Consider the following 19384-nt stretch of genomic DNA (forward strand, 5'->3'; position numbering starts at 1 on the left):
CGCCCGAACTGGTGACGCGGGGGAGATCGTTGCGGAAACTGCAGCGACGACGTACCGCCGCGCCACCGTTCGGGGCATCAAGGTCCGCACGGTGGGCGCATGCGGCAGGGGCGGCGCGCCATGGGCAGCGGGATGAGGGAGGCGGCAGAAAGCCTCGCGCTCACGTGAGCGCGAGGCTTCGGGTTGAGCGCCCCCGCCCTGTGCGGGGGCGGGGGCGGCGGGGTTAGAGGGTTGCGGTGGGGGCGTCCTCGTCGCTGGTGCGGGTCTGGTGTCCCTCCTGCGTGGTCTTGTCCTTGGTGTTGTTCTTGTTGGTTTTGTGGGTGCGGTAGTGGGTGGCGGCTTTCTGGGTGATGAGGAGGAGGAGTGCGCCCGCCATGAGGTAGGCGATGAGGTTGAGGGTGTTGGTGAGGGGGGCGGTGTTGGCGGCCATGGCGGCGGGGTCGATGGCGGGGGCGGGGGCGGTTTCGGTGGTGGCGATGATGGGGGAGGCGGGGGGCATGGTCGCGGTGGTGTCGGCGGTGTCGGTGGTGTTGTTGCTGGTGGGGGCGTTGTTGACGGCGGAGGTGTAGGGGTTGGCGTAGCCGTTGGGGTTGGTGGGGTTGGGGTTGGTGATGGTGACGGTCGGGGTGGCTTTCGCGCTGGTCTTGGTGGTGGCCTTCGTGCTCGCCTTGGGGGTGGCGGTGATGGTGCGGGTGGGGGTGGCGGTCGGGGTTGCGGTGGTGGTGACGGTGGGGGTGGCCGTCGCGGTGGTGTTCGGGGTGGTGGTGACGGTGGCGGTCGCGGTGGGGGTGGGGTTGGGGGTGGTGTTCGGGGTGGCGGTGGCGGTGGCGGTGTCGAGTTTGGTTCCGTCGCTGGTCAGGCGGACGGTGTAGGTGCCTGTTTGGTCGGCGGTGAAGGAGGCGGCGAAGGTGGTGCCGCTGCAGAGGGGGTCGGCGGGGGCGGTGCCGAGTGGTGTGCTGGTGCCGTCGGGGGCGATGGCTGACAGTTCGGCGGTGCAGGTGCCCACGGTGACCGCTACCGCTTCGACGGTGCCGCCCTGTTTGAGGGTGGCGGCGTTGAGGGTGAGGGTGCCGCTCGGCGCGGCGGCGGCGCTGGTGGTCGTCGCGGTGGTGGCGGCGGCGGTGGTGGCGGTCACGGCGAGCGCGGTGGTGAGGGTGACCAGCAGGGCGAGCAGCGCGAGGAGTGCGCGGATCGCGGGGGTGAGGCGGAAAGCCGACATGTTGGCCCTTCCTGGATGTTGGGCGGGAGGATCGCACCCCTCCCGCTCGGACACATCAAACAATACAGGGACGTTAATTACGGAGGCAAATCCACGCACGAACAGGACAGACACCCCCGCCACCCACCCACCGCGAGGGACGCCCGGCCAGACGCCACCCCGCCGCCCGGCGCCCCACCCCGCCGCCCCACCCCACCGCCCGGCGCCCCAGCCCACCGCCTGGCGCCTCTTCCCCTCCACACACGCCCACGCCCGCCCACGCACGCCCGCGCCCGCGCCCGCACCCGCGCCCGCGCCCGCGCCCGCGCGAAGGGACAGTCTCATCCCCTACAGAAGACCCACCAGGAAAAGGGGGTCCGACTTCCATCCACAAGCAGCAGCCGGGCGCTCGACAGCGTGCGCCACAGCATTATTAACACTCCTGCATGTTTTTATGCGTATTATCGGGCAAGTGGGTTGGCCGGTACAGGCTCCCGCCGCAGCCCCCTTGTCCACGAGAGGCCACCATGATCAAATCCCTCACGCATTCACTCATCCACTTGGAGGAATACCACGACCGCGACGGCTGGGAACGACCGCCGGCGTTATACCTCCTCCTGTCCACGGCACCCGCGGCAGACCGGTACGAGGCGCGCAAAGTGCCCGTCGAGTGGTGGCACCTGCGCGGGACCGTCTACGACAGCGTCCGCACGTATCGGCAGATCATCGCCGCCGCCTACTACGACAAGGCCGCACCCGCGCCGGGACTGCTCGCGGTTGCGATCGTCACCGAGGACTACGTGGCGACGCCCGGCCACCCGGAGAGGCGGCGCGCCCGCATCGCGGCCGCCGGGCGCCCCTCCGGCGAGTTCGCGCATGTCCGACGGCCTGCGACGGAGCCTCAGATCGAGACGTTCAGCGCCGACAGGGCGGGGCTCAGCCATCTTCTCGAACACGAGCTGTCGCGCATGGCCGCGCTGCTCAGCGGCACCAGCCAGCCGTTGTTCGACCCGAGATTGCCGTAGCGGCCTGCCTCACCGGCCCCTGCCACACGCCAGCAGACAGCGAGGTCCGCGCCATCATGAGGATGACGCGGACCTCGAGCAGGTTCGCGACGAGCTGGAGAACGCCAAGCCCGCAGCCAAGTCCGGTTTCTGCCCTCGTAGCCCATGCCGGGCGGCGCCGCTCCCGCCCGGCCCTCTTGGAGAACACCATGACCACCCCCAAAGCGGCACTCTTCCGCCGCTCGCTCCATGAACTGGCCCGCCTAGCCCGGCAGGAAGCCTACGTTCGCGTCGCCGACCCGAATGATCCCGCGAAGACGTGGACCGGCGTACTCAGCGAGGTCTACGCCGCGCCGCCCGTCATGGTTATCAGGGCGGGCGTTCGCCGTCGGCCCCTGCCTCGCCGCTACCCCCTCCAGGAGCTTCCCGCCTACCGTGTCCGCATCTTCCAGATAAAAGCCGTCTGGGGGCGCGGGCCGTGCTGGACGTGGTGCATGGAGATCCGCAGGGTGCGGTACGACGACATCTTCCGCCTGTCGCCCTACTCGTCGTGGGAGAACGCCCGGGACGCCGCCTTGGCCTGGCTCGAGACCGAGTGGCTGAAGGTGCCGCTCGTCTGGCACTACGACGGCGACGGCGACATGGTCTGCGACGGCTGCGGCGGCCAGGTCTACCGCTGCGACAAGGGCGAGATCTGCTCCCGCTGCTCCCGCACACCCAACGAGCCCGAGCAGCCGGGCCTTCCCCGTCTGACCGCCAGCCCTCGACTCCCGCACGGCCGGACGCCGGGCGGACCCATCCCTGAGGAGAACCGAACCTACAACGTGAGAACGTAATACCGTCGTCTTGTGCAGATCTCCATCGTGCTGCAGAACCTGGGTCATGGCGGGGTACGCGACAGCGAGGGTGAGCGCCGGGATCGGTGGCCGCTGATCTTGGAGCGGCTGGCCGACGCGGCGCCGGACGTCTTGTTGCTCAACGAATGCAACCACTGGGCCGAGAACGGTCATGAGCGGCTCGGCCGTGCGGCCCGCGACCTCGGGTTGGAGGCGCTGCCGCTGTCGCCGTCAAGGTCGGGATACGCGACCGCGATGCTCTACCGGCGCGACAAGCTCGGGCCGTGGCTGTTCTGGAACCCCGACTTCAGCGACGAGTTCACGCATGGCATGGCGATCGCAGGCTTCGATGTCGGGCTTCCGTCCCTGCTCACCGTCGGGGTCGCGCACATCACCCCGATGAGCAAGATCAAGGCGATGATCGAGGCGGAGACGTTCGCCGTCCGCGGGTACCGGGCCGGCCCTTTCGGTGTCCTTGGCGCCGATTTCAACTATCCGCCGTTCGGTTCGCTCGCTTCTCCTGAGTCGATGTTGATCTACAACGTCGCTCGCCGGTTCAAAGACCCGCTCGGTGATCCGCCGCATGTCCCCAACACCGACGTCGCTCAGATCATGGCGGAGAACGGCTACGTCGACGCCATGGTCCACCTTCACGGCAAAACCAGCAACGACCAGCTGCTGGGCCGCACCGGTAAGAGCGACCGGATCGACTGGATCCTGGTCACCTCACCGGTCGCGCCCGCCCTCCTCAACGGCCGGATCCTGGACACCCCCGCGGAGGCATCCAATCACCATGGTGCCGCCGTCACCCTGGACACCGACCTCATCGACGTCGAGAACCTGTGGAATTACGGCTGATCCTGCTCGGAGGTATGGCTGGTCACGCTTAGGTGGGTCGATGGCGAACTTGTCGGGGTGGGCGGCCGTGCGCCTGGCACAGCGCTCGGACCTTGCGTCGCCCGGCCGGGCACTTGCTCCCCGCACACTGCAGGCAGGCCGCATCCACAGGCCCCACCGGGCGACGGCACCCGTTCCATGCTGCTCACAGGGTTCGGACTTGCCCCCAGCGCATGAGCCCGCCGGTGACCAGCCCGTCCTTCCGGGCGGCCGCCAGTTCGGTTTTGCGTTGATGCTCGGCGTCGGCGAGATCGGGTGGGACGCGCAGGCCGAGATTCGGTCCGTGCAGTACCAGCACCTCGTGGTAGTGCTGGGCCGCCGCGATCCAGGCTGGGTCGAGCGCGCAAAGCGCGTACACGAACAGGGCGCCGTCGGGTTGCTGAAGCTGGAGCCCACCGTCGCGTGGCCATTCGGCGATCAGCCACCCTTCCAGGTTCGGAAGGTGATGCACCCCGTGGTCTCCGATGCGCCGCATCCCTTGCGACAGCGCGTGTTCGGTCCAGATCTCCTGCTGTGGCCCGTCGTTGTCGGGGTGGGTCCACAGCGCCTGGTGCCGCTGGACCAGGGCGACGGGAACCTGCGGCAGCTCTGGACTGAACCGGGGTATGCCCAGGTCATCTTGTTCAGTGGCGGCGTAGCCGAAGCTCAGGACCGGATCGTCGAGATAGGTGGCTCGGCCGAGTGCGGAGAAATCGGCCAGGATCTCATCGAGTTGCCGCTGGTTGATCTCCACGGGGGCTCCCGTCTGTCGGAGTCGGCGCTGGCTTCGGGGTTGGGCCGAGCGCGCTATTCATGACACTGCCTGATCTTCGAGCTTTTCGTCGAGCCAGCCGGGGGCACGGTCCAGGACGCGGTAGACGGTGGCGCGGCCGATGGAGAACACTTTCATCAGGTCGGCGATGGTGTACTCGCCGATGGCGTGCATCCGCCGGTGGGGCGCTGCAGGCCAGTGGTCAATCCAGCGGCCGGCGCGGCCGGCGCGAGGGCTCGGTGCACAACGTGCTGAACCCGCCCGACGTCCTCGAGGCTCAGCTCGGCGGCCGTCATCTGGTCGGTCAGCAGGCTCACGTGCGCGGCGAAGCGCTCGCAGGCCCTGGCCAGCGCGAGCACCGGGTCGGTGTCCTCGCTGGGCGGGGCGGCCTTGGCGTCCTGGTCTGTCACGGCCGTGACGCTACGCCGCCAGCCGTTCACGCGCCCCGGTTTTCGTCGGCCGCCACGGCGCTCGCCGACGGGCCGCTATTCGCGGTGGTCAGGCCCACCGTGGTGCGCAGCGTCAGCGGGTGCGGGAGACTGCCGCCATGACGGAGGATGTCGCCGAGATGCGTGCGGCCTTTGCCGTCTTCGGCCGGGTCGAGCGGATGCTCACGCGCGAGGGCTGGCGTCCGAGCGAGGCGGAACGCGCGCTGGCCGTGCGCCTGCACGAGGCCGTCGGTGTGGCCGTGCGACTGGAATGGGATCAGCGCCAGCGTGGCGAGGCCGATTATGGCGCGATTCCGATCGCCGAGCCGTTACGCGACGTCGTACGGCAGGAGGCGGCCGGCCCGTTGCCCGACATGACGGAGGCGTTGGCCGCGTGGGCGGACGCGCGGGCGGCCGTGGCCTCTGTCACCGAGCGGCACCGCGTTCTGATGGTGTACAGCCAGATCCTGGCCGCGATGATCCGCCAGGACTACACCTCCTGACGGCCGGACGGCTGCTGGCGGCGCAGCTGCAGGGCCAGGCTGCCCGCCAGGTTCCAGGCCAGGATCATCCGCTCCGCCTCGCTCAGGCGGGCCAGGTCCTCCATCGGGCCGAGATCGCCGGCCCGGATCCCGGTGATCGCCCGCGTCGCCACCCGCATGACGGAGGCCGTTCTGCGGGTCTGCTCGTCAACGCCGGCGTCCAGCGCCAGCGCGGGGTCGATCAGGCCGTGCGGGGTGCCGGTGGCGTCCAGCTGCAGCAGGACCTCACCCGGCTTGGTCATCAGCGTGGCGGCCAGGAACAGCCACAGCGACACCACCTCGGCGACGGTGGTGCGTGAGGTGGCCAGCAAGGCGGTCAGGGCCTCGTGGGCCTGGACCAGGCGGCCGTGCATCGCCGTGGCGATGATGACGGCGCAGCGCCCGGCCAGCCGTTCCTCTCCGCTGCCGGGCTCGCACGCCTCCTGGTGGATCCGGCGCACCTGCTGCAGCACCGTCAGGCCGCCGGTCGTGGAGGTGCGGGCGTGGACCTCGATGAGCATCGCCCAGGTCAGCTGCCAGATCTGCTCGTCCTCCAGATCGGCCAGGGCCCGCTTCAGCGGCGCGGCGATCGCGGGCAGGCTGTCGCGGCCCTCGCGTTCAGCGGTGATGGCCGTATCGACCAGGGCGATGGCGTGCGGGAACCACGGCTGGTTCGCTGCGGCGCGGCCGGCGAAGATGTGGTCGGCGCTGGGGCCGAACATGGCCAGCACCTGCGCCCACGTCATCAGCATGACGCTGAGCTCCCCGGCCCGGCCCAGGTGGGTCAGCATGGCGCGGGCGCCATACGGCCCTTCGATGTCGTCCCGTTCCAGCGCGGCCACCAGCTCCACCGTGCGCTGCCGCGCCGAGTCGAGCCCATCGTCGGTCATATCGGCGAACCTAGCGTGCCCGTCCCCGCCGTCGGTAGCGTTACCCCCATCCACCAGCTAGGCATGTATCTGGCCCGCGCCGGGGCGTTGATCTTCTGGCCGATCGAGGACTACCTCGCCCGTCCGCTGCTTCTTCCACCAGTGCATTGCCCGCCCCCGGTAGGAGGCGGGTGGTGGATCGAGCTGTGGATATGAGCTTGGGGTTGCTTCTGGCAGAGGGCTGTCTATCGTCGAAGGCGTGGCTCGCCGTCGGAACCCGAAGAAGGATAAGTCCGCCCGACGTCGTCGCCCCACCCGTCACCCCTCCGCTGGCAACCAGGCGCGCATCAGCGTGGAAACAGTCTCCCAGCTGATGCTCGCCGCCTCTCCGGATGCGCTGCCGCTGGTCGGCGTCGCGGGAGTATGGCTGTGGAACCTCGCCCAGGACGCTCCCAGCGCCGCCTATTGCGTGGCGGGCTGCCTGACCTTGCACTACGCGCTGGCGGAGTACGGGATCAGCTCCCGGATAGAGGCCGTGATCCTGGAGGTGGAGGGAAGCGACTCGCACACCCTGTACGGCGGGGATGGGCCTTGCTGGAACAGCGACGGTACCTTCAATGGGCACACCGTGCTGGTGGTGCCGGAGGCTGGCCGGTTCCTGGATGCGACGCTGCAGCAGTACGCGGAGGTGCCCAACACTGAACGGGCTGGCTTGCTGATGGGGCGTTTGCCGGAGGGCGTAGCCTTCGGCGCCGCAGTTCTGCCGCTCGACCGCGGCGACCACCTGGTGGTGTATCACCCCGTGCCCGAGGAGCAGCGCAACGCCTGGCGTGGCCCCGGGGCGGTCGCGCACGACGCGAAATTTCGGCAGGCGGGAGCGAACCTGGCAGCGAACGTCCTGGACATGTTGCGCTTGGAACACCTCCGGGACAAAACACTGGCCTCGCCCTACCCGAGGCTGCACCGCCTGGTGGAGGCCCTGGAGGGAGCCGAATCGGTCGCGGACGGGCACGGTTACCGCTTCCGGCAGCGAGGTGGCGCAGAAGTCCGGCTGGCTGACATCCCGTGACCAAGGTCTGCCATGTGCACCGGCAGCGGTGGACGTGCGATCGGCGCCGCTGGCCACGTCGAGCTTCGGGGAGTCACCGCGGTCCAGCCGCTGTTTCCTGCGCACTCAACCCTGGATATGGCACCTCACGTCAGTGTGTCGGCGTCGATGCGGGAGAAGACCAGGTCGCTCATCTCGGTGATCGACTGGTGCCAGCGTAGGGGTGGAAGCCGTGTGCGAGCAGGGGCTGAAGGACGTCGTCGATGCTGTGTCCGAGCTTGTCCAGCCGTCGGGGGTGACCTCGATGATGAATTCGGCGTCGGGCCGGAGCCGATCGAGGAGCGGGGTTAGTCCGCGTACGGCCGCGCCTTCGGCTCCCTCCACATCGATTTTGATCAGGCGGGCCTGAGCGAGTTCGGTGTCGGTGAGGATCTGCGGCAGGGCCCGCGCCTGGATCGCGAAGGATGAGTGCGCGGTGCGGGGGCGGATGATGGTGGTGGCCCCGAGGTTGGTCGCGTGCTCAAGGTAGAAGGTCAGGCACGTGGCGGCGTCGTAGACCGCGGTGTTGACGCTGCGGACGTTGCCGCACTTGTTGGTTTGCAGGTTCTGGGTCAGCGCCTGGTGGAACTGCGGGCAGGCCTCGATGGCGACGACGTGCCCGGAGGGGCCGACCAGGCGGGAGGCAAGCACGGTGAAGTAGCCGATGTTCGCGCCGACGTCGACGAAGGTGTCGCCGGGGCGCAGCCGGTGGCGTAGCCATGCGGTCAGGTGGGGTTCCCAGATGTCGAACAGGTACAGGTAGCGCTGGATGAGGTCGCTGGTGGTGACGGGGAAGAGGGCGCCGAACCGGGTCCGGGCAGTGGCGGTGACGGGGCGCCGCTCAAGGTGCTGATTCAGCGTCTGCTCGATCAGTGCCGCTTTGCCCAGGCGGCCGGGGGCGTGCCGGATGTAGGCGCGCAGAGCGCTGAGCACGGGAGTTGAGATCACGGCGGGGCTCCGTTCGGTGGGGATGGGCTCTGTGCGGCACCGGGCCGGGGATCGTGGCAAGCTGGGGCAAGGGACAGCAGCGTCGGGCCAGGGGATCGACGGGATGGCAGGGGCAGCGAAGATGCGCGGGCCGAGGGCCGGCGGCGGTGACACCCGGCCGGTGGTGTACTTGCTGGTCGGGCTGACCGGTTCGGGCAAGACCACCTACGCCCGGCAGGTTCTGGAGCCGGCCGGGGCGTTGCGGCTGTCGGTGGACGAGCTTGTCTACCGGCGTCACGGCCGTTATGGCGTGGATTACCCCGAGCCGGAGTACTTCGCCCGGGAGGCGCCGGTGCTCGCTGAGGTTCGTGAGCGCCTGGCCCAGCTGGTGAAAGCCGGGACGGATGTCGTCGTCGACCATGGATTGTGGCTGCGGCGCGACCGCCAGGAGTGGAAGAAGCTCGTCGAGGAGGCTGGGGGCCGGTGGCGGCTGTTGTACTTCGACTTGCCCCGCCACGAGCTGCTGCGGCGGCTGGCCGAACGCAATCTGCGCGATGACGCCGACGCCTTGACGGTGACGCCCGAGACGCTGAATGACTTCTACGCCCGGTTCGAGCCGCCCGGCGAGGACGAGCGCGCCGAAGCCCCGCCGGGGTGGTGAGGCCGCGGCAGTGGCTTGGTCACCGGCTCATGCTGGCACATCACGACCGACGCCAACGGCGGCGCTCACCGGGCGCGAGGTAGTGGTTTCCGTACCGGCCCAACCTCAGGTGTCCGAGCTGCTCGCCGGGCCGGGACAGCCGCCGTCGCCGAGTCCTGGGCGCCGCCCGGTGCCCGGCTGACCGCAGACGGCCTTGGGCTCCGGCAAACCCGAGAGTGCATAACCTCCCAAACCACCCAACGGCCCGGTCTCGACCCTTGGGTTCGCATGTTATCTGGGATTTCGCGGGGGTCAGAGAGATTTGGAACGGAATCCGGAGTTTACGGGGTTCCCGCTGGTCAGCGAGCCGAGCCTTTCCCTGGCCCCTGAACGTCAAGACGACATCGAAGGTGTCCATGCGGCCGTTGTACGTCGCAGGACCGACAGAATCACCCGCTGTGCCACCGCACCATGACGCGCAGGGGTGTCAGCGTGCCGGGACTCCTGCTGCCTCGCCGCTGTCGGCGGTGATTCGGCGTGGCGTGGCTGGTGCGGCGTGAAGGTCAAGCAGGAAGACGCCTGCGTACCGTTGCAGCACGTCCAGGCGCGCCTGACAGCTGGGCGGGGGTTCGCCATGCTGGTCGCCGCACAGCTCGTCGACCATGCTGGCCGCGAGGCGGAGAACGGCCTCGAATACCTGATCGCGGTTTTCCAGGTCCAGCTCGTTCGTCAGGCTGTTCCAGACGTCCGCGAACATGGTCTCGGGGCACTCGTCGCACGGGATGATGCTGTGGATGAGCTGCAGCGCGCGCCGGAAGGCGTACAGGTCCGCCAGGTGCAGGACCTCAGACCGTGCCAGGAGGTAGTAGTCGAGGTCGTCAGGAGAGGGATCGGAGCCGGGGCTGGTCTTGCCGGGGGAAGGCGCGTCCTGCTCCGAAGCTGTGTTCGTGCCTGTCTGAGCCGTCATACGCGCGATCTTGCCATCGCGGACCGAAGCAGCTGTGGGTGCCTGTGCGCCCCTGGAAGATAACTTTGCCTGGCCGACACCGAGAATGACGCGCAGAGGTATCAGGGCGCAGCGGGGCTACGCGGCCACCACGGCGAGCTGCTCGGTGCTCGCGGTGCCCCGCTAGGCGCGGGCTTGGGCCACGATCACCTCGTACTCGGCGGCGAAACTTCTCACGGGCCCGGTAGGCCTTGGCCACGCACGCGGGGCCCCCAGCCCCTTCAGGACGGGACCGAGGTCTGCCGATCGTCCCACCTCCGCCCATGATCTTCGGCAACTCGGCGTCCCATACATCGCAGATGCATGGGTGCATCGCGGTGACGATCGGGCGCGCTGGTGTCAGGCGGCGTCGTCGTCCTGGTCGTCCTCCTGGTCCTCGTTCTTGTCGGCTTGTGATTGCGCTTCGCGGTCCAGGCCGTCGCGGGCGCTGGGGCTGTCGGGGTTCTTGGCGGCCGCGGACTGCACGCGGGCGGCGGCTTCCTTGTCCCACGGAGTGTGTCTGCTGCTCATGCGGCCACGTCTACCGGTCGATGGCTCATCGCTGGGGCAGGCAGGGGCAACCACCGGGTCAAAGATGGCTCGGGCGGGGCAGTGCGGCCGTGTAGAGGGTGCCTTGATCCTGTGGAGAAGAGTTGCATCCGATCATGCGCGGGGTGGTACATGTCGTAGCCGTCACGTCCCCCACTGCGGAGGCAGTCCCGATGAACGCCACGCCGCACGACGGCATGTTCGACGACGCCCCGGCCCCGCGAACGCGGGAGGAACTGGCCGCGCAGTTGCGTGAGCTCGACGACCCGTACTACCAGGAGTCCGGGCAGCGTGAGCACAGGCGTGGTGCGCGGGCCAGCCTGCTGTGGGTGATGGGCGAAGCGGCCGAATCGCCCATCAGCGGGACGACACTCGACGGCCCGCCGAGCATGGACGACATCGCGAACGAGGCGGAGTACGCCCACCAGGCGATGAGCGGCAGCAGCGAGCGTGGCCGCCGGTGGCAGGAGGGTCGCACGGCCGGCTATCTCCAGGGCTGCGAGAACACGCTGTTTTGGGCGGCGAAGCTGGGCGACGACGACTTCTGACAGCAGTCGCCCCGGGCCACGGACGGGCATGCCGGGGAGTGGGGTGTTCAGCGTCGCGGCTCCAATCGGTCGACGCCTCCGGGGTAGGCGTCGCAGCGGCTGTCTCCAGGACCGGGGACATGGTCCGCGGTACCGGAGGAACGGGGTCAGTGAATTTCGACTGCCACCAGGCCACCGGTCAGCCGTCCCAGCCCGGCGACGGCGTCCACGCGGGCGATGACCTCCTCCATGCTCTGCGGCGCCTGGTCCAGACCTAAGTCGCCGCCCGCCAGCAGCAGGCGCCGGCCCTGCGTGGTGGCCTCGCGCTGCCAGGCCGGGTCCGCCTGCAGGTCGCCGTCGTAGAGCTCGCCGATCGGCCCGATCACCCGCAGCCCGGTGCCGCCGCCGCGCAGGTGCACGGCCCATCTGGGCGCTGCCTCGACCTCGCCGCCGGTGGCGGCCACCAGGTGCAAGCCGTGCTCCAGCAGCCAGCCGGCCACCCGGTCGACGCGCTCACCCCGTCCGGCGTCCGTGCTCACCGTCGCGCGGGCCTCCAGCAGCAGGGCTGGGCGGTGGCCTGCCTGGTAGGGCAGGAACGCCGCCACCGCGTCGACGCTGACCGCCCTGGCGGGGTCAGACATCACGGCGGTCAGGCCGGGCGCGTCCATCAGCCCCGACCGTGCACAGGATTGGTGCGTGAGCTTGGCTAAGGCCACCGGGCCGTCGCGGATGATGAGCACGGCTGTGGGCAGCTCGGGCAGTTTCCCCGGTCGCATGCAGATCCAGCACTCGTAGGAGGCGGCGGCCGCGCGGGCGAGCCGGTCCAGGTCCTCGGAGGAAAGCAGCTCCGCGACCTGTGGCGCGACGTCTAGACCTTGCCGCATGACTCATCCGTTCTCGTCGGGGTCGAGCTTCTTCATCGGCTTGCCCATGACCATGCTGACGATCGTGGCGTCGTCGCTGGCCAGCGCGGCCCGGATCGCCGTGCCGCGGAGCAGGTTCGCCAGCTCTTTGAGCTGGTCGGTGCTGTAACCGTCGATGCGCCAGCCCACGATCTCCATGTGCTCGGCGAGCAGCTGGACGCGGCCTGCGGTTTCGAAGGCGTGCTGGGCGAGCTCGCCGCGCGCCTTCTTCTGGTTGGCGGAGTTGTCCGTCATGGTCAGTTCGCCCATCGTTCGTGGGCGGACTGGCGTCGCATGCCGGCCGCCTCGCCGATCTCTGTCCAGGACCGGCCGTCGTCGCGGGCGGCGCGCACCGCGGCGTCGAGGCGGACTTCGGCTTCGCGGACGGCTTCGGCGGCCTTGCGGACGGCGGTGATGCTGTTGGGGTCGAGGTGGGTTCCCCATTCGTTCCAGACCGCGTCCTGGACGTCGGCCGGGGCGTCGCCGTACTGGTCGAGGTCGGGCCACCAGATCTTGCGGTCGATGGTGTTCTGCTCCTCTGCGGTGGCCACGCGCTCCCAGAGCGGGCCCTGCCAGCCGCACTCGCAGTGGCCGCGCCAGCCGATCGCGGTCCGGCCGTCCGCGACGTCCCCGGGGCCGGTGCCCATGCGGCCGTCCGGCCCGACCGGGTACACCTTGGCCCCGCCGTTCTTCGAGCCGGTCGAGACCCGGCCGTCCGGGAAGACGGCGGCACACCACCCTTCGTGCTTTCCGTCGTCGCTCTGGTAGCCCACGTTCCCCCCTCCGAAGATCGTCAGGATTTCCTGACACCCCATACTGTCAGGAAATCCTGCGGTCGCCAGTGGATTCCGCCAAGACGCTGTCAATTGCGGAACCGCGCGCGCCCAAGCGCGCCGTTGCGTTGACCCGGCCCGCAGAGAGATTCCGTACGGAATCCGGCGTATAGCGCTGTTGGGCCTGGTGGGGGGCTGTGCCCGCTACCGGGGCTTGACCGGCACCTTGGGTGGCGGTGACTGCAAGGCGGGCAGGGTCCTGATCATGACGTTCGAGCGGTTCGAGAAAGCGTTGCTGATCGCCTACTTCGAGGCGGCGCAGGCCGACCCCTCCGCCGCTCTGCTCGGGTCCAGCGGGGCCTACAGCCACGTGGTGATCCGGCCTGCAGATTCTTCGTTCGCGCGCTGGCTGGTCGAGCAGCGGATCGCCGTGGTCACCGAGGCGGGCGCGGTGGCGTTGCCCTACGCGGGCAGCCATACGCAGACGCTCGCGCTCGCTCACTCGCTGATCGTCCGCGTGCGTGACGTGGCCACCACCATGATCTCCGCTGGAGAGAAGCCGCCCATGGCGCACTGGGAGGCGATGGAGGACCTGCGGGAACGGTATGGGCTGCCCGAGATCATCAACACCACCGACGCGCTACCGGACCAGCTCACGGTGTAGATCACGGCGTCTGTTTCGGCTCGAACATGCTGGGATAAGTCCGGCGCGATAACGATCAGCAGGCTGTTTCCGCAGGTCACGCTGATCGATATGTCTCTTTATGTCAAGCCACGCCATTCTCCGACCAGGCCCGACAACGCTAGACGCCGGATTCCGTACGGAATCTCTCTACGGGCCGACCCGGCCAAAGCCAGGTGAGGCTGTCTGAGGAGCCGAAGCAGACCCTCCCTCTGTCACCCATGGTGGTGTTACCGTCGCACGATGGATGATCAGCCCGGAGTCGCCATGCACACGGTCGACACCGACGAGCTGCCCCCTTGCTCTCGTTGCGGGCAAACAGCCTCATGTCGGTGGACCTGCGCCGGTGGGGCCGCGGTCTGGCCGAACTGTGCCGATCATGTGATCGAGACCGGCCGGCGCGGGCCGCCTGGGCGAACCTGCTCGCCTCGGGCGCTCTGGCCGACGCCGATCGGCTGACCGAGGCCGATGTTGATCAGGCCAAGCACCTGTGGGCGGCGTGCCTAATGGACCTACTGGGCGCCAGCCCGCTCGGCCTGCCGATGCAACCGCCGCCGACGGACATGTCCTCCTCTGGCACGTGACCCCGCGCCATCACCCGCCGCTGGTGACAGGGAGAGGCAACGATCGTGGTCAGCGAGCCCAGGCGGTGGGATGCCGCAGTGACGCAGCGTGGGCATCGGACGACCAGGCGAACCCCACGGTCCAGTCGCTGATGCCGGGTCGGCCCGCCGCGTCCCACTGTTGAATGTGGGCGGTCAGGACGTGGGCGAGATCCTGGTGGCCGACAAAGGGCGTCGCAGCCGGGTGCGCCGCCGGTCAGCAGGCTGGCAGTAGCGACAGCAGGGCTCGGTGATAGGTGGCCTGGACGGGCGGGATGGAGTCCAGGCGGATCTGCTCGTCGGTGGCGTGCAGGCCACGGTAGTCCACGCCGAACCCGGCGATCGCGGGGATGTTCAGCCCGGCCAGGTAGTTGCCGATGTTGGACGGCCCGGCCACCTTGGCCTGCGGGTGGAGCCCGGTGGCCTTGGCCGCCGCCAGCAGCGCCGCGCGCAGCGGCTCGTGTTCGGGGAGGGCGAAGGCGGGCCACTGGGTGGTGATGGACAGGTCGGTCGGCGGTGTGTCCGGCCAATCCGCGTCCAGGCCGGCGAGCGTCGAGCGCAGCAGGTCCAGCGCCTGCTCGGCCTCGAACGCCGGGGTGAGGCGGACATCGATGTGAAGGACGCACAGGTCGGGGATGGTGGAGTAGCCCTCGCCGCCGTGGATCGCGGTGACGGTCAGCTTCGGCGGCAGCGGAAAGCCGGGCCCGCCGGGACCCTGCAGCGGCGCCTGGTGCAGGCGCCTAGTCGCCTCGGCTGCCTTGAGGATGGCCGACGGCGCGGCCCTGCTGCCGCCGGAATGGGCGGCGATGCCGTGCACCTGCACGCGGGCGCGCAGCACGCCGCGGCCACCGGTCACGACGTGGGCCAGGCCGGGATAGCCGATCATCACCCCGTCGACGCGGCGCGGCACAGCCTGCCCCTCGAAGAAGGCTTTCGCGCCGCCGAAGCCGCCAGTGTGCTCATCGACGTCGAACAGCAACACCACGCTGCCCCGCCAGGTGCGGGCCGCCTGGCGGAGCCGGGCGGCGATATGGGCGAAGATCGCCGCCCCGGCCTTGGAGTCCGAGGAGCCCCGGCCATGCAGCCATCCGTCATGGACTTTCGCGGAGGTGGGCGGGTAGGCCCAGCCCGCCTCATCACCGAACGGCGCGGTGTCCAGGCAGGCGTCCAGCACGTAACAAGGGCCCGGGGCGTCGCCGACCACCTCGCACACCAGCGCGACCACGCTTCCGCCCGGGCCCGCCAGTTGCGCGCACGGCAGGCCGTGAGCGGCCAGCCAACCGGCCATGTGGTCCAGCACCGGCTCGTACGCGTCGATGCCGCCCCGGCTGGGAACACGTACGAGCTCCCGGGTCAGCTCCACCACACTGTCGTGATCCTGGTGCGCCGCGCGCACCGGACTGAAGGGGCCGCCACCGGCGTCCCCCGAGGTGTCATCCACGCCCCCTCGCATCCAGCCTCACCCGCTCCGTTCCGACACCAGCACATCCAACGCGGCGTACGCCTGCCTGGCAAGCTGTCCGGCATCCGCAACGCCTTCCGCGTACGTGCCTTCAGCTGACGATCCCTCTTGCGCCGGCCCAGTCCCTGCGACAGCGGGAGATATCGTCACCTGAAGCCAGGGCGCGGAAGGCGCTTGGCCGATCGGGAGCTATGCCCACATTCCTCACGTCGATTGTCAGGGCCAATGCGGGCCGATCGACTTCACGGACGGCATCGGCATGGACCGACGGGAGCGTCAGCGGGGCTCGACCTAAGCGACGGCGAACGCGGCCTGCACCTCTTGACGGTGGTCGCTCCACCAGTGCAACAGCGCCGTCGCGGAGAAGAACAGGTGATCGGTGGTGTGGTTACAGCGGTCGTAGTGAAAGACCAGCTGCCAAAAATCGCACATCCTCGTCCACCACAGTCGCTCAACCGCATCCGCCAGCTCTGCCACCGTCACCGGGCTTTCCCGCCGGTAGCCGGACACGAAAGCCGTCACCCGACGCAGATCCAGCGGACCAACATCGAGTGCGAACAGCAGCATGGCCGATCGGGTGACCTCGGCAGCCAGGGGCTGCACACGGATCCGGTCCCAATCGAGAACCGCCGCCACCTGCCCATCTCGCCAGATCATGTTCAAGTGGTGGTAGTCGCCATGCGTCCAACCGAGCGGACCCTGCGGCGCATCGTCGGGCGGGCGGGTGCCGGCGTACTTGTTCACCAGCACCTTGCGCTGCTCGACAAACTCAAGAACGCGCTCGTCGAAGGCGTCTGCGGTGTTCTTGGCCCTGATGATGCAGGCGAACCTGTCGGCCTCGGCCAGCGCCGTTTCCGGCGCTTCGACACTGGCGCGTACCTTCGGAGGAAGACCCGGAAGACCAGCCTCGCCGGGCAGCATGTTGAGGGATCGGTGGATCCTGCCGAGCAGAGCGCCAAGCTCCTCCGCTTGCGTCAGCGTGAGAGCGGTACCGCGCACGTGGTTGCCCGCCACCCACGGGAAAAGGCTGTAGCCGTGCTCACCTACCTCGACGACCAGATCTCCACTCGTAGACGGCACGGGGGCGCAGACCGGTATGCCTTCGCGGGCCAGGAGCCCGATCACATGCAGGTTACGTCGCGCGATCTCCACCGGCACGTCGATGACTCGCTTGAGCGCGAACTGGCCACGACCAGTGGACAGTCGCCAATTCGGATTCATGAGGCCATCAGCCAAGTGGATAGGTGTCTCACGCATACCACCGAGGTCGAAGGCCACCTCCAACGCCGACAGCTCACCGTCGCTGAGCACGAGAGAGGGGCCAAATGATGCTGTTGGTGCTTCACCGGCCACCCACGCAGGCTACCGACCCAGGACCCAACAGATCCACAATCCCGCCCTGACCGCATCGACGCCGCACCAGGCCTGGATGGTCGTAGCGGTTGGTCACTGCGACGGGTCTGTTCGACCCGCGGGCGGGATGAGAGTCTGAGTTCAGGCTCGTTGATCTCGTCGTCCGCCCGTGGTTGGGGAGTGAATATGGTGCAGCAGGACGAGCCGCGCTGGCCCAGCGGCAAACTGATCCTGGGAATGGTTCATCTGAAGCCGCTGCCTGGTACGCCGTTTCACCACGACGGTAGCTTTGAGCAGATCCTGGGCACGGCCGTGGACTCGGCGCGGGCGCTGTACGACGGCGGGGCGGACGGCTGCCTGATCCAGACCGTGGATCGGGTCTACGCCGTGGGGGAGGAGAGTGACCCGGCGCGGATCGCCGCGATCACTCTCATCACGCGCGCCGTCGCCGACGCCGTCGGTTCCGGTTTTCAGGTGGGTGTGCAGCTGATGCGCAACGCGGTGCAAGCGTCGCTGGCCGTGGCCAAGGTCGCCGGTGGCGGTTTCGTGCGGGTGGGCGCGATCGTGGGAGCCACACTGAGCACACACGGCATGATCCAGGCCGACCCGCTGGCGGTGATGGACTACCGCAAGAAGATCAACGCCTGGAATGTGAAGATCATCGCTGAGGTGGAGTCGATGCACTACACCTGGTTCGGCGGCGGCAAGACGGTGGCTCAGGTCGCTCAGGCCGCCCGGCAGGTCGGCGCGGATGCGGTGTCGCTGTGTCACCCCGACGACGACGTCACGCTGGAGATGATCGCAGCGGTACGCGCCGCCGTTCCCGCACTGCCGATCATCTTGGCCGGACACACCCATCACGGCAACGCCGCCCGGCTGCTGGCCTCGGCTGACGGGGCTGACGGCGCGTTCGTCGGCACTTGCCTGGAACGCGACGGCTGGGGCGGTCCCATCGACGTTGACAAGGTCAAGGCCTACGTCCAGATCGTGCGCGGGCTTGCCTGATGATCGACGTCGACCACCGCCGACCAGCGGCCACCCGCGCATCAGAAGGCGAGGAAGCCTGCGATGACCTCCCCCTCCCAGCCGGTCTACACCCTGCAGGAAATGCTCCGCCAGAGCGGTGCCCTGGCCGACGACCTGCGCGACCTGCACGGTCCTGCACTGGCACAGGTGCGCGACCTGCTGTCAGGCGGTACCGGAGCGACGGCTTCGAGGGTCTATCTCACTGGCAGCGGCGACTCCTACCATGCCGCCGTGGCCACGCAGATGGCCTTCCATCAGTTCGCGGGCTTGCCGTGTGAGCCGGTGAGCGCGCTGCGCATGCTGGAGTACGGCACCTGTTGGCAAGAGGCGAAAGCGCTGCCCGAAGGCGCGGTGATGATCGGTATCTCCGCTTCCGGCTGCAACCAGCGCGTCATCCAGGCGTTGGAACGGGCCGGTGAGCACGGCGCCCGCACTCTGGCCGTCACCGGCACTGCGAACAGCCCTCTGGCGCAGGCAGCCGACGCCGCATTACTGCTGCCCCTGGCAGGTGTTCGGCCCTGTCCCGGCATACGGAGCTACCAGGCCAGCCTGCTGGGCCTGTTACTGATCGCGATCGAGCTGGGCCGGGTACGCGGCCACCAAGCGGCGCAAGAGGGTGTCCTGGAGCAGGAAGTGCTAGACGCCGCCGATGCCGTGGAGGCCACCGTCGCCGCCGTGGAGCGGCGCTGCGAACAACTCGCCGACCGGATAGCCGACGCACCGGTGATGATGATGACCGGCAGCGGACCCGGCTACGGCACCGCGTTGTTCGCCGCCGCCAAACTCATCGAAACCGCCGGCGTGTTCGCCGCTGGCCAGGACCTGGAGGAGTGGGAGCACGTCGAGGTCCTGGCCCGCCCCCGCAACATGCCGACCTTCGTGATCGCCGCGCCGGGCCGCAGCCGCGACCGGGCACTGGCGGTGGCCACCCGCGCCCGCGATTACGGGCGCACCGTGATCGCCGTGGTCGACGACCGTGACATGGCCCTGACCGAGCAGGCCGAAGTCGTCTTGCCGCTACGCGGCGTGGCGCGCGAGGAGTTGTCGCCGCTGCTTACCCACCTGTTCGCCGGCTACCTGGCCTGCTTCGTCGCCCGCCGCCTGGACCGGCTGCCATTCTCCACCAACCGCCGCTGACAGCCGCCGCGGCGCACCCCACATACCGGCCCGCGCGCCAGCGGGGTGGCCTCGTTGAGGGAAGGTCGAACTCTGCGGCGTAGCGTCGGGTGGATCGGCGGACGACGCGGCCTCCGCGCCGTGTCGGCATGGCGCACGTCTGCCGACATTAGTTATTTGACGAGGCAGGGGAGGTCTTCACCGCTGCCTCTGGCGGCAGGACCTACTTCACCGCCCACACCACTCCGG

At 69.0% G+C, this 19384-nt stretch carries 24 protein-coding genes; 11 read left to right on the plus strand and 13 right to left on the minus strand.

Translation table 11 applies throughout. From position 1 onward, the window contains the following. Positions 1–223: 223 nt before the first annotated feature. Positions 224–1219 carry a hypothetical protein gene (locus AB0F17_RS35170; RefSeq protein WP_358031717.1) on the minus strand — a complete coding sequence of 332 codons (996 nt, stop codon included), beginning with the start codon at positions 1217–1219 and terminating at the stop codon, positions 224–226. 506 nt (positions 1220–1725) lie between these two features. Here AB0F17_RS35170 and AB0F17_RS35175 point away from each other — a divergent pair. The 3 genes from AB0F17_RS35175 to AB0F17_RS35185 all read left to right on the plus strand — a co-directional run bounded on the left by AB0F17_RS35175 (position 1726) and on the right by AB0F17_RS35185 (position 3896). Beyond that, complete coding sequence (locus AB0F17_RS35175) at positions 1726–2223, plus strand: hypothetical protein (protein WP_358031718.1); 498 nt, start codon at positions 1726–1728, stop codon at positions 2221–2223. 188 nt (positions 2224–2411) lie between these two features. After that, positions 2412–3038, plus strand: a complete 627-nt coding sequence (locus tag AB0F17_RS35180; RefSeq protein ID WP_358031719.1) for a hypothetical protein — start codon at positions 2412–2414, stop codon at positions 3036–3038. Between the two features lie 12 nt (positions 3039–3050). Further along, the gene (locus tag AB0F17_RS35185; protein WP_358031721.1) at positions 3051–3896 is read left to right on the plus strand and encodes an endonuclease/exonuclease/phosphatase family protein; all 846 of its coding nucleotides are present in this window, start codon (positions 3051–3053) and stop codon (positions 3894–3896) included. A gap of 184 nt (positions 3897–4080) precedes the next feature. On the opposite strand, the gene AB0F17_RS35190 is transcribed toward AB0F17_RS35185, so the two are convergent. Genes AB0F17_RS35190 through AB0F17_RS35200 form a run of 3 tightly spaced genes read right to left on the minus strand, consistent with a single transcriptional unit; the run spans position 4081 to position 5096 of the window. Further along, positions 4081–4668, minus strand: coding sequence for a hypothetical protein (locus AB0F17_RS35190; protein ID WP_358031723.1), 588 nt, complete (start codon positions 4666–4668; stop codon positions 4081–4083). 57 nt (positions 4669–4725) lie between these two features. Beyond that, positions 4726–4860: a helix-turn-helix domain-containing protein gene (locus AB0F17_RS35195; RefSeq protein ID WP_358031725.1), complete on the minus strand. Its 135-nt coding sequence runs from the start codon at positions 4858–4860 to the stop codon at positions 4726–4728. Then, positions 4824–5096 (minus strand): hypothetical protein, encoded by a 273-nt coding sequence (locus AB0F17_RS35200; RefSeq protein WP_358031726.1) that lies wholly within the window; start codon positions 5094–5096, stop codon positions 4824–4826. Before AB0F17_RS35200 ends, AB0F17_RS35195 begins: the two co-directional genes overlap by 37 nt. 137 nt (positions 5097–5233) lie before the next feature. Between AB0F17_RS35200 and AB0F17_RS35205 the strand changes: the two genes are divergently transcribed. After that, positions 5234–5617: a hypothetical protein gene (locus AB0F17_RS35205; RefSeq protein ID WP_358031728.1), complete on the plus strand. Its 384-nt coding sequence runs from the start codon at positions 5234–5236 to the stop codon at positions 5615–5617. Here AB0F17_RS35205 and AB0F17_RS35210 read toward each other — a convergent pair. Further along, the gene (locus AB0F17_RS35210) at positions 5605–6525 is read right to left on the minus strand and encodes a hypothetical protein (RefSeq protein WP_358031729.1); all 921 of its coding nucleotides are present in this window, start codon (positions 6523–6525) and stop codon (positions 5605–5607) included. The two genes, AB0F17_RS35205 and AB0F17_RS35210, sit on opposite strands and share 13 nt — an antisense overlap. A 238-nt stretch (positions 6526–6763) precedes the next feature. Here AB0F17_RS35210 and AB0F17_RS35215 point away from each other — a divergent pair, with 238 nt between their 5' ends. Continuing rightward, positions 6764–7573, plus strand: a complete 810-nt coding sequence (locus AB0F17_RS35215) for a hypothetical protein (protein WP_358031730.1) — start codon at positions 6764–6766, stop codon at positions 7571–7573. 105 nt (positions 7574–7678) lie between these two features. On the opposite strand, the gene AB0F17_RS35220 is transcribed toward AB0F17_RS35215, so the two are convergent. Beyond that, complete coding sequence (locus tag AB0F17_RS35220) at positions 7679–8539, minus strand: FkbM family methyltransferase (RefSeq protein ID WP_358031731.1); 861 nt, start codon at positions 8537–8539, stop codon at positions 7679–7681. A 103-nt stretch (positions 8540–8642) separates the two neighbouring features. Here AB0F17_RS35220 and AB0F17_RS35225 point away from each other — a divergent pair, with 103 nt between their 5' ends. After that, a complete protein-coding gene (locus AB0F17_RS35225) occupies positions 8643–9179 on the plus strand; it encodes an ATP-binding protein (RefSeq protein ID WP_358031733.1) in 537 nt (178 codons plus the stop codon). A gap of 466 nt (positions 9180–9645) precedes the next feature. On the opposite strand, the gene AB0F17_RS35230 is transcribed toward AB0F17_RS35225, so the two are convergent. Next, on the minus strand, positions 9646–10125 hold the full coding sequence (locus AB0F17_RS35230; RefSeq protein ID WP_358031735.1) for a hypothetical protein: 480 nt from the start codon (positions 10123–10125) through the stop codon (positions 9646–9648). 378 nt (positions 10126–10503) lie between these two features. After that, a complete protein-coding gene (locus AB0F17_RS35235; RefSeq protein WP_358031737.1) occupies positions 10504–10674 on the minus strand; it encodes a hypothetical protein in 171 nt (56 codons plus the stop codon). Positions 10675–10865: 191 nt separating this feature from the next. On the opposite strand from AB0F17_RS35235, the gene AB0F17_RS35240 reads away from it, so the two are divergent. Continuing rightward, complete coding sequence (locus AB0F17_RS35240; RefSeq protein ID WP_358031739.1) at positions 10866–11240, plus strand: hypothetical protein; 375 nt, start codon at positions 10866–10868, stop codon at positions 11238–11240. Between the two features lie 146 nt (positions 11241–11386). On the opposite strand, the gene AB0F17_RS35245 is transcribed toward AB0F17_RS35240, so the two are convergent. The 3 genes from AB0F17_RS35245 to AB0F17_RS35255 are packed head-to-tail and all read right to left on the minus strand — an operon-like array spanning position 11387 to position 12894. After that, positions 11387–12103: a hypothetical protein gene (locus tag AB0F17_RS35245; RefSeq protein WP_358031740.1), complete on the minus strand. Its 717-nt coding sequence runs from the start codon at positions 12101–12103 to the stop codon at positions 11387–11389. Between the two features lie 3 nt (positions 12104–12106). Beyond that, the gene (locus tag AB0F17_RS35250) at positions 12107–12376 is read right to left on the minus strand and encodes a hypothetical protein (protein WP_358031741.1); all 270 of its coding nucleotides are present in this window, start codon (positions 12374–12376) and stop codon (positions 12107–12109) included. A gap of 2 nt (positions 12377–12378) precedes the next feature. Further along, complete coding sequence (locus AB0F17_RS35255) at positions 12379–12894, minus strand: hypothetical protein (RefSeq protein ID WP_358031743.1); 516 nt, start codon at positions 12892–12894, stop codon at positions 12379–12381. Between the two features lie 214 nt (positions 12895–13108). Here AB0F17_RS35255 and AB0F17_RS35260 point away from each other — a divergent pair, with 214 nt between their 5' ends. Together AB0F17_RS35260 and AB0F17_RS35265 are read left to right on the plus strand one after the other, a co-directional pair. Next, positions 13109–13558 carry a hypothetical protein gene (locus AB0F17_RS35260; protein WP_358031744.1) on the plus strand — a complete coding sequence of 150 codons (450 nt, stop codon included), beginning with the start codon at positions 13109–13111 and terminating at the stop codon, positions 13556–13558. Positions 13559–13908: 350 nt separating this feature from the next. Further along, positions 13909–14160 (plus strand): hypothetical protein, encoded by a 252-nt coding sequence (locus AB0F17_RS35265; RefSeq protein WP_358031746.1) that lies wholly within the window; start codon positions 13909–13911, stop codon positions 14158–14160. A gap of 235 nt (positions 14161–14395) precedes the next feature. Here the strand turns inward: AB0F17_RS35265 and AB0F17_RS35270 are convergent, their stop codons facing one another. Together AB0F17_RS35270 and AB0F17_RS35275 are read right to left on the minus strand one after the other, a co-directional pair. Further along, positions 14396–15619 carry a M20/M25/M40 family metallo-hydrolase gene (locus AB0F17_RS35270; RefSeq protein ID WP_358031747.1) on the minus strand — a complete coding sequence of 408 codons (1224 nt, stop codon included), beginning with the start codon at positions 15617–15619 and terminating at the stop codon, positions 14396–14398. A gap of 312 nt (positions 15620–15931) precedes the next feature. Beyond that, positions 15932–16993, minus strand: a complete 1062-nt coding sequence (locus AB0F17_RS35275) for a phosphotransferase (protein ID WP_358031749.1) — start codon at positions 16991–16993, stop codon at positions 15932–15934. 186 nt (positions 16994–17179) lie between these two features. On the opposite strand from AB0F17_RS35275, the gene AB0F17_RS35280 reads away from it, so the two are divergent. Together AB0F17_RS35280 and AB0F17_RS35285 are read left to right on the plus strand one after the other, a co-directional pair. After that, complete coding sequence (locus AB0F17_RS35280; RefSeq protein ID WP_358031750.1) at positions 17180–17998, plus strand: BtpA/SgcQ family protein; 819 nt, start codon at positions 17180–17182, stop codon at positions 17996–17998. Positions 17999–18061: 63 nt separating this feature from the next. Beyond that, positions 18062–19156 (plus strand): SIS domain-containing protein, encoded by a 1095-nt coding sequence (locus AB0F17_RS35285; protein ID WP_358031752.1) that lies wholly within the window; start codon positions 18062–18064, stop codon positions 19154–19156. The last annotated feature ends 228 nt before the right edge of the window (positions 19157–19384 follow it).

Source organism: Nonomuraea sp. NPDC026600 (assembly GCF_040638335.1).
Classification (GTDB): Bacteria; Actinomycetota; Actinomycetes; order Streptosporangiales; family Streptosporangiaceae; genus Nonomuraea.

Coding starts and splice junctions, on each gene's coding strand:
- AB0F17_RS35170 (WP_358031717.1), bottom strand. CDS start 1,219: ATGTCGGCTTTCCGCCTCACCCCCGCGATCCGCGCACTCCTCGCGCTG.
- AB0F17_RS35175 (WP_358031718.1), top strand. CDS start 1,726: ATGATCAAATCCCTCACGCATTCACTCATCCACTTGGAGGAATACCAC.
- AB0F17_RS35180 (WP_358031719.1), top strand. CDS start 2,412: ATGACCACCCCCAAAGCGGCACTCTTCCGCCGCTCGCTCCATGAACTG.
- AB0F17_RS35195 (WP_358031725.1), bottom strand. CDS start 4,860: ATGCACGCCATCGGCGAGTACACCATCGCCGACCTGATGAAAGTGTTC.
- AB0F17_RS35205 (WP_358031728.1), top strand. CDS start 5,234: ATGACGGAGGATGTCGCCGAGATGCGTGCGGCCTTTGCCGTCTTCGGC.
- AB0F17_RS35210 (WP_358031729.1), bottom strand. CDS start 6,525: ATGACCGACGATGGGCTCGACTCGGCGCGGCAGCGCACGGTGGAGCTG.
- AB0F17_RS35225 (WP_358031733.1), top strand. CDS start 8,643: ATGGCAGGGGCAGCGAAGATGCGCGGGCCGAGGGCCGGCGGCGGTGAC.
- AB0F17_RS35230 (WP_358031735.1), bottom strand. CDS start 10,125: ATGACGGCTCAGACAGGCACGAACACAGCTTCGGAGCAGGACGCGCCT.
- AB0F17_RS35235 (WP_358031737.1), bottom strand. CDS start 10,674: ATGAGCAGCAGACACACTCCGTGGGACAAGGAAGCCGCCGCCCGCGTG.
- AB0F17_RS35240 (WP_358031739.1), top strand. CDS start 10,866: ATGAACGCCACGCCGCACGACGGCATGTTCGACGACGCCCCGGCCCCG.
- AB0F17_RS35245 (WP_358031740.1), bottom strand. CDS start 12,103: ATGCGGCAAGGTCTAGACGTCGCGCCACAGGTCGCGGAGCTGCTTTCC.
- AB0F17_RS35250 (WP_358031741.1), bottom strand. CDS start 12,376: ATGACGGACAACTCCGCCAACCAGAAGAAGGCGCGCGGCGAGCTCGCC.
- AB0F17_RS35280 (WP_358031750.1), top strand. CDS start 17,180: ATGGTGCAGCAGGACGAGCCGCGCTGGCCCAGCGGCAAACTGATCCTG.
- AB0F17_RS35285 (WP_358031752.1), top strand. CDS start 18,062: ATGACCTCCCCCTCCCAGCCGGTCTACACCCTGCAGGAAATGCTCCGC.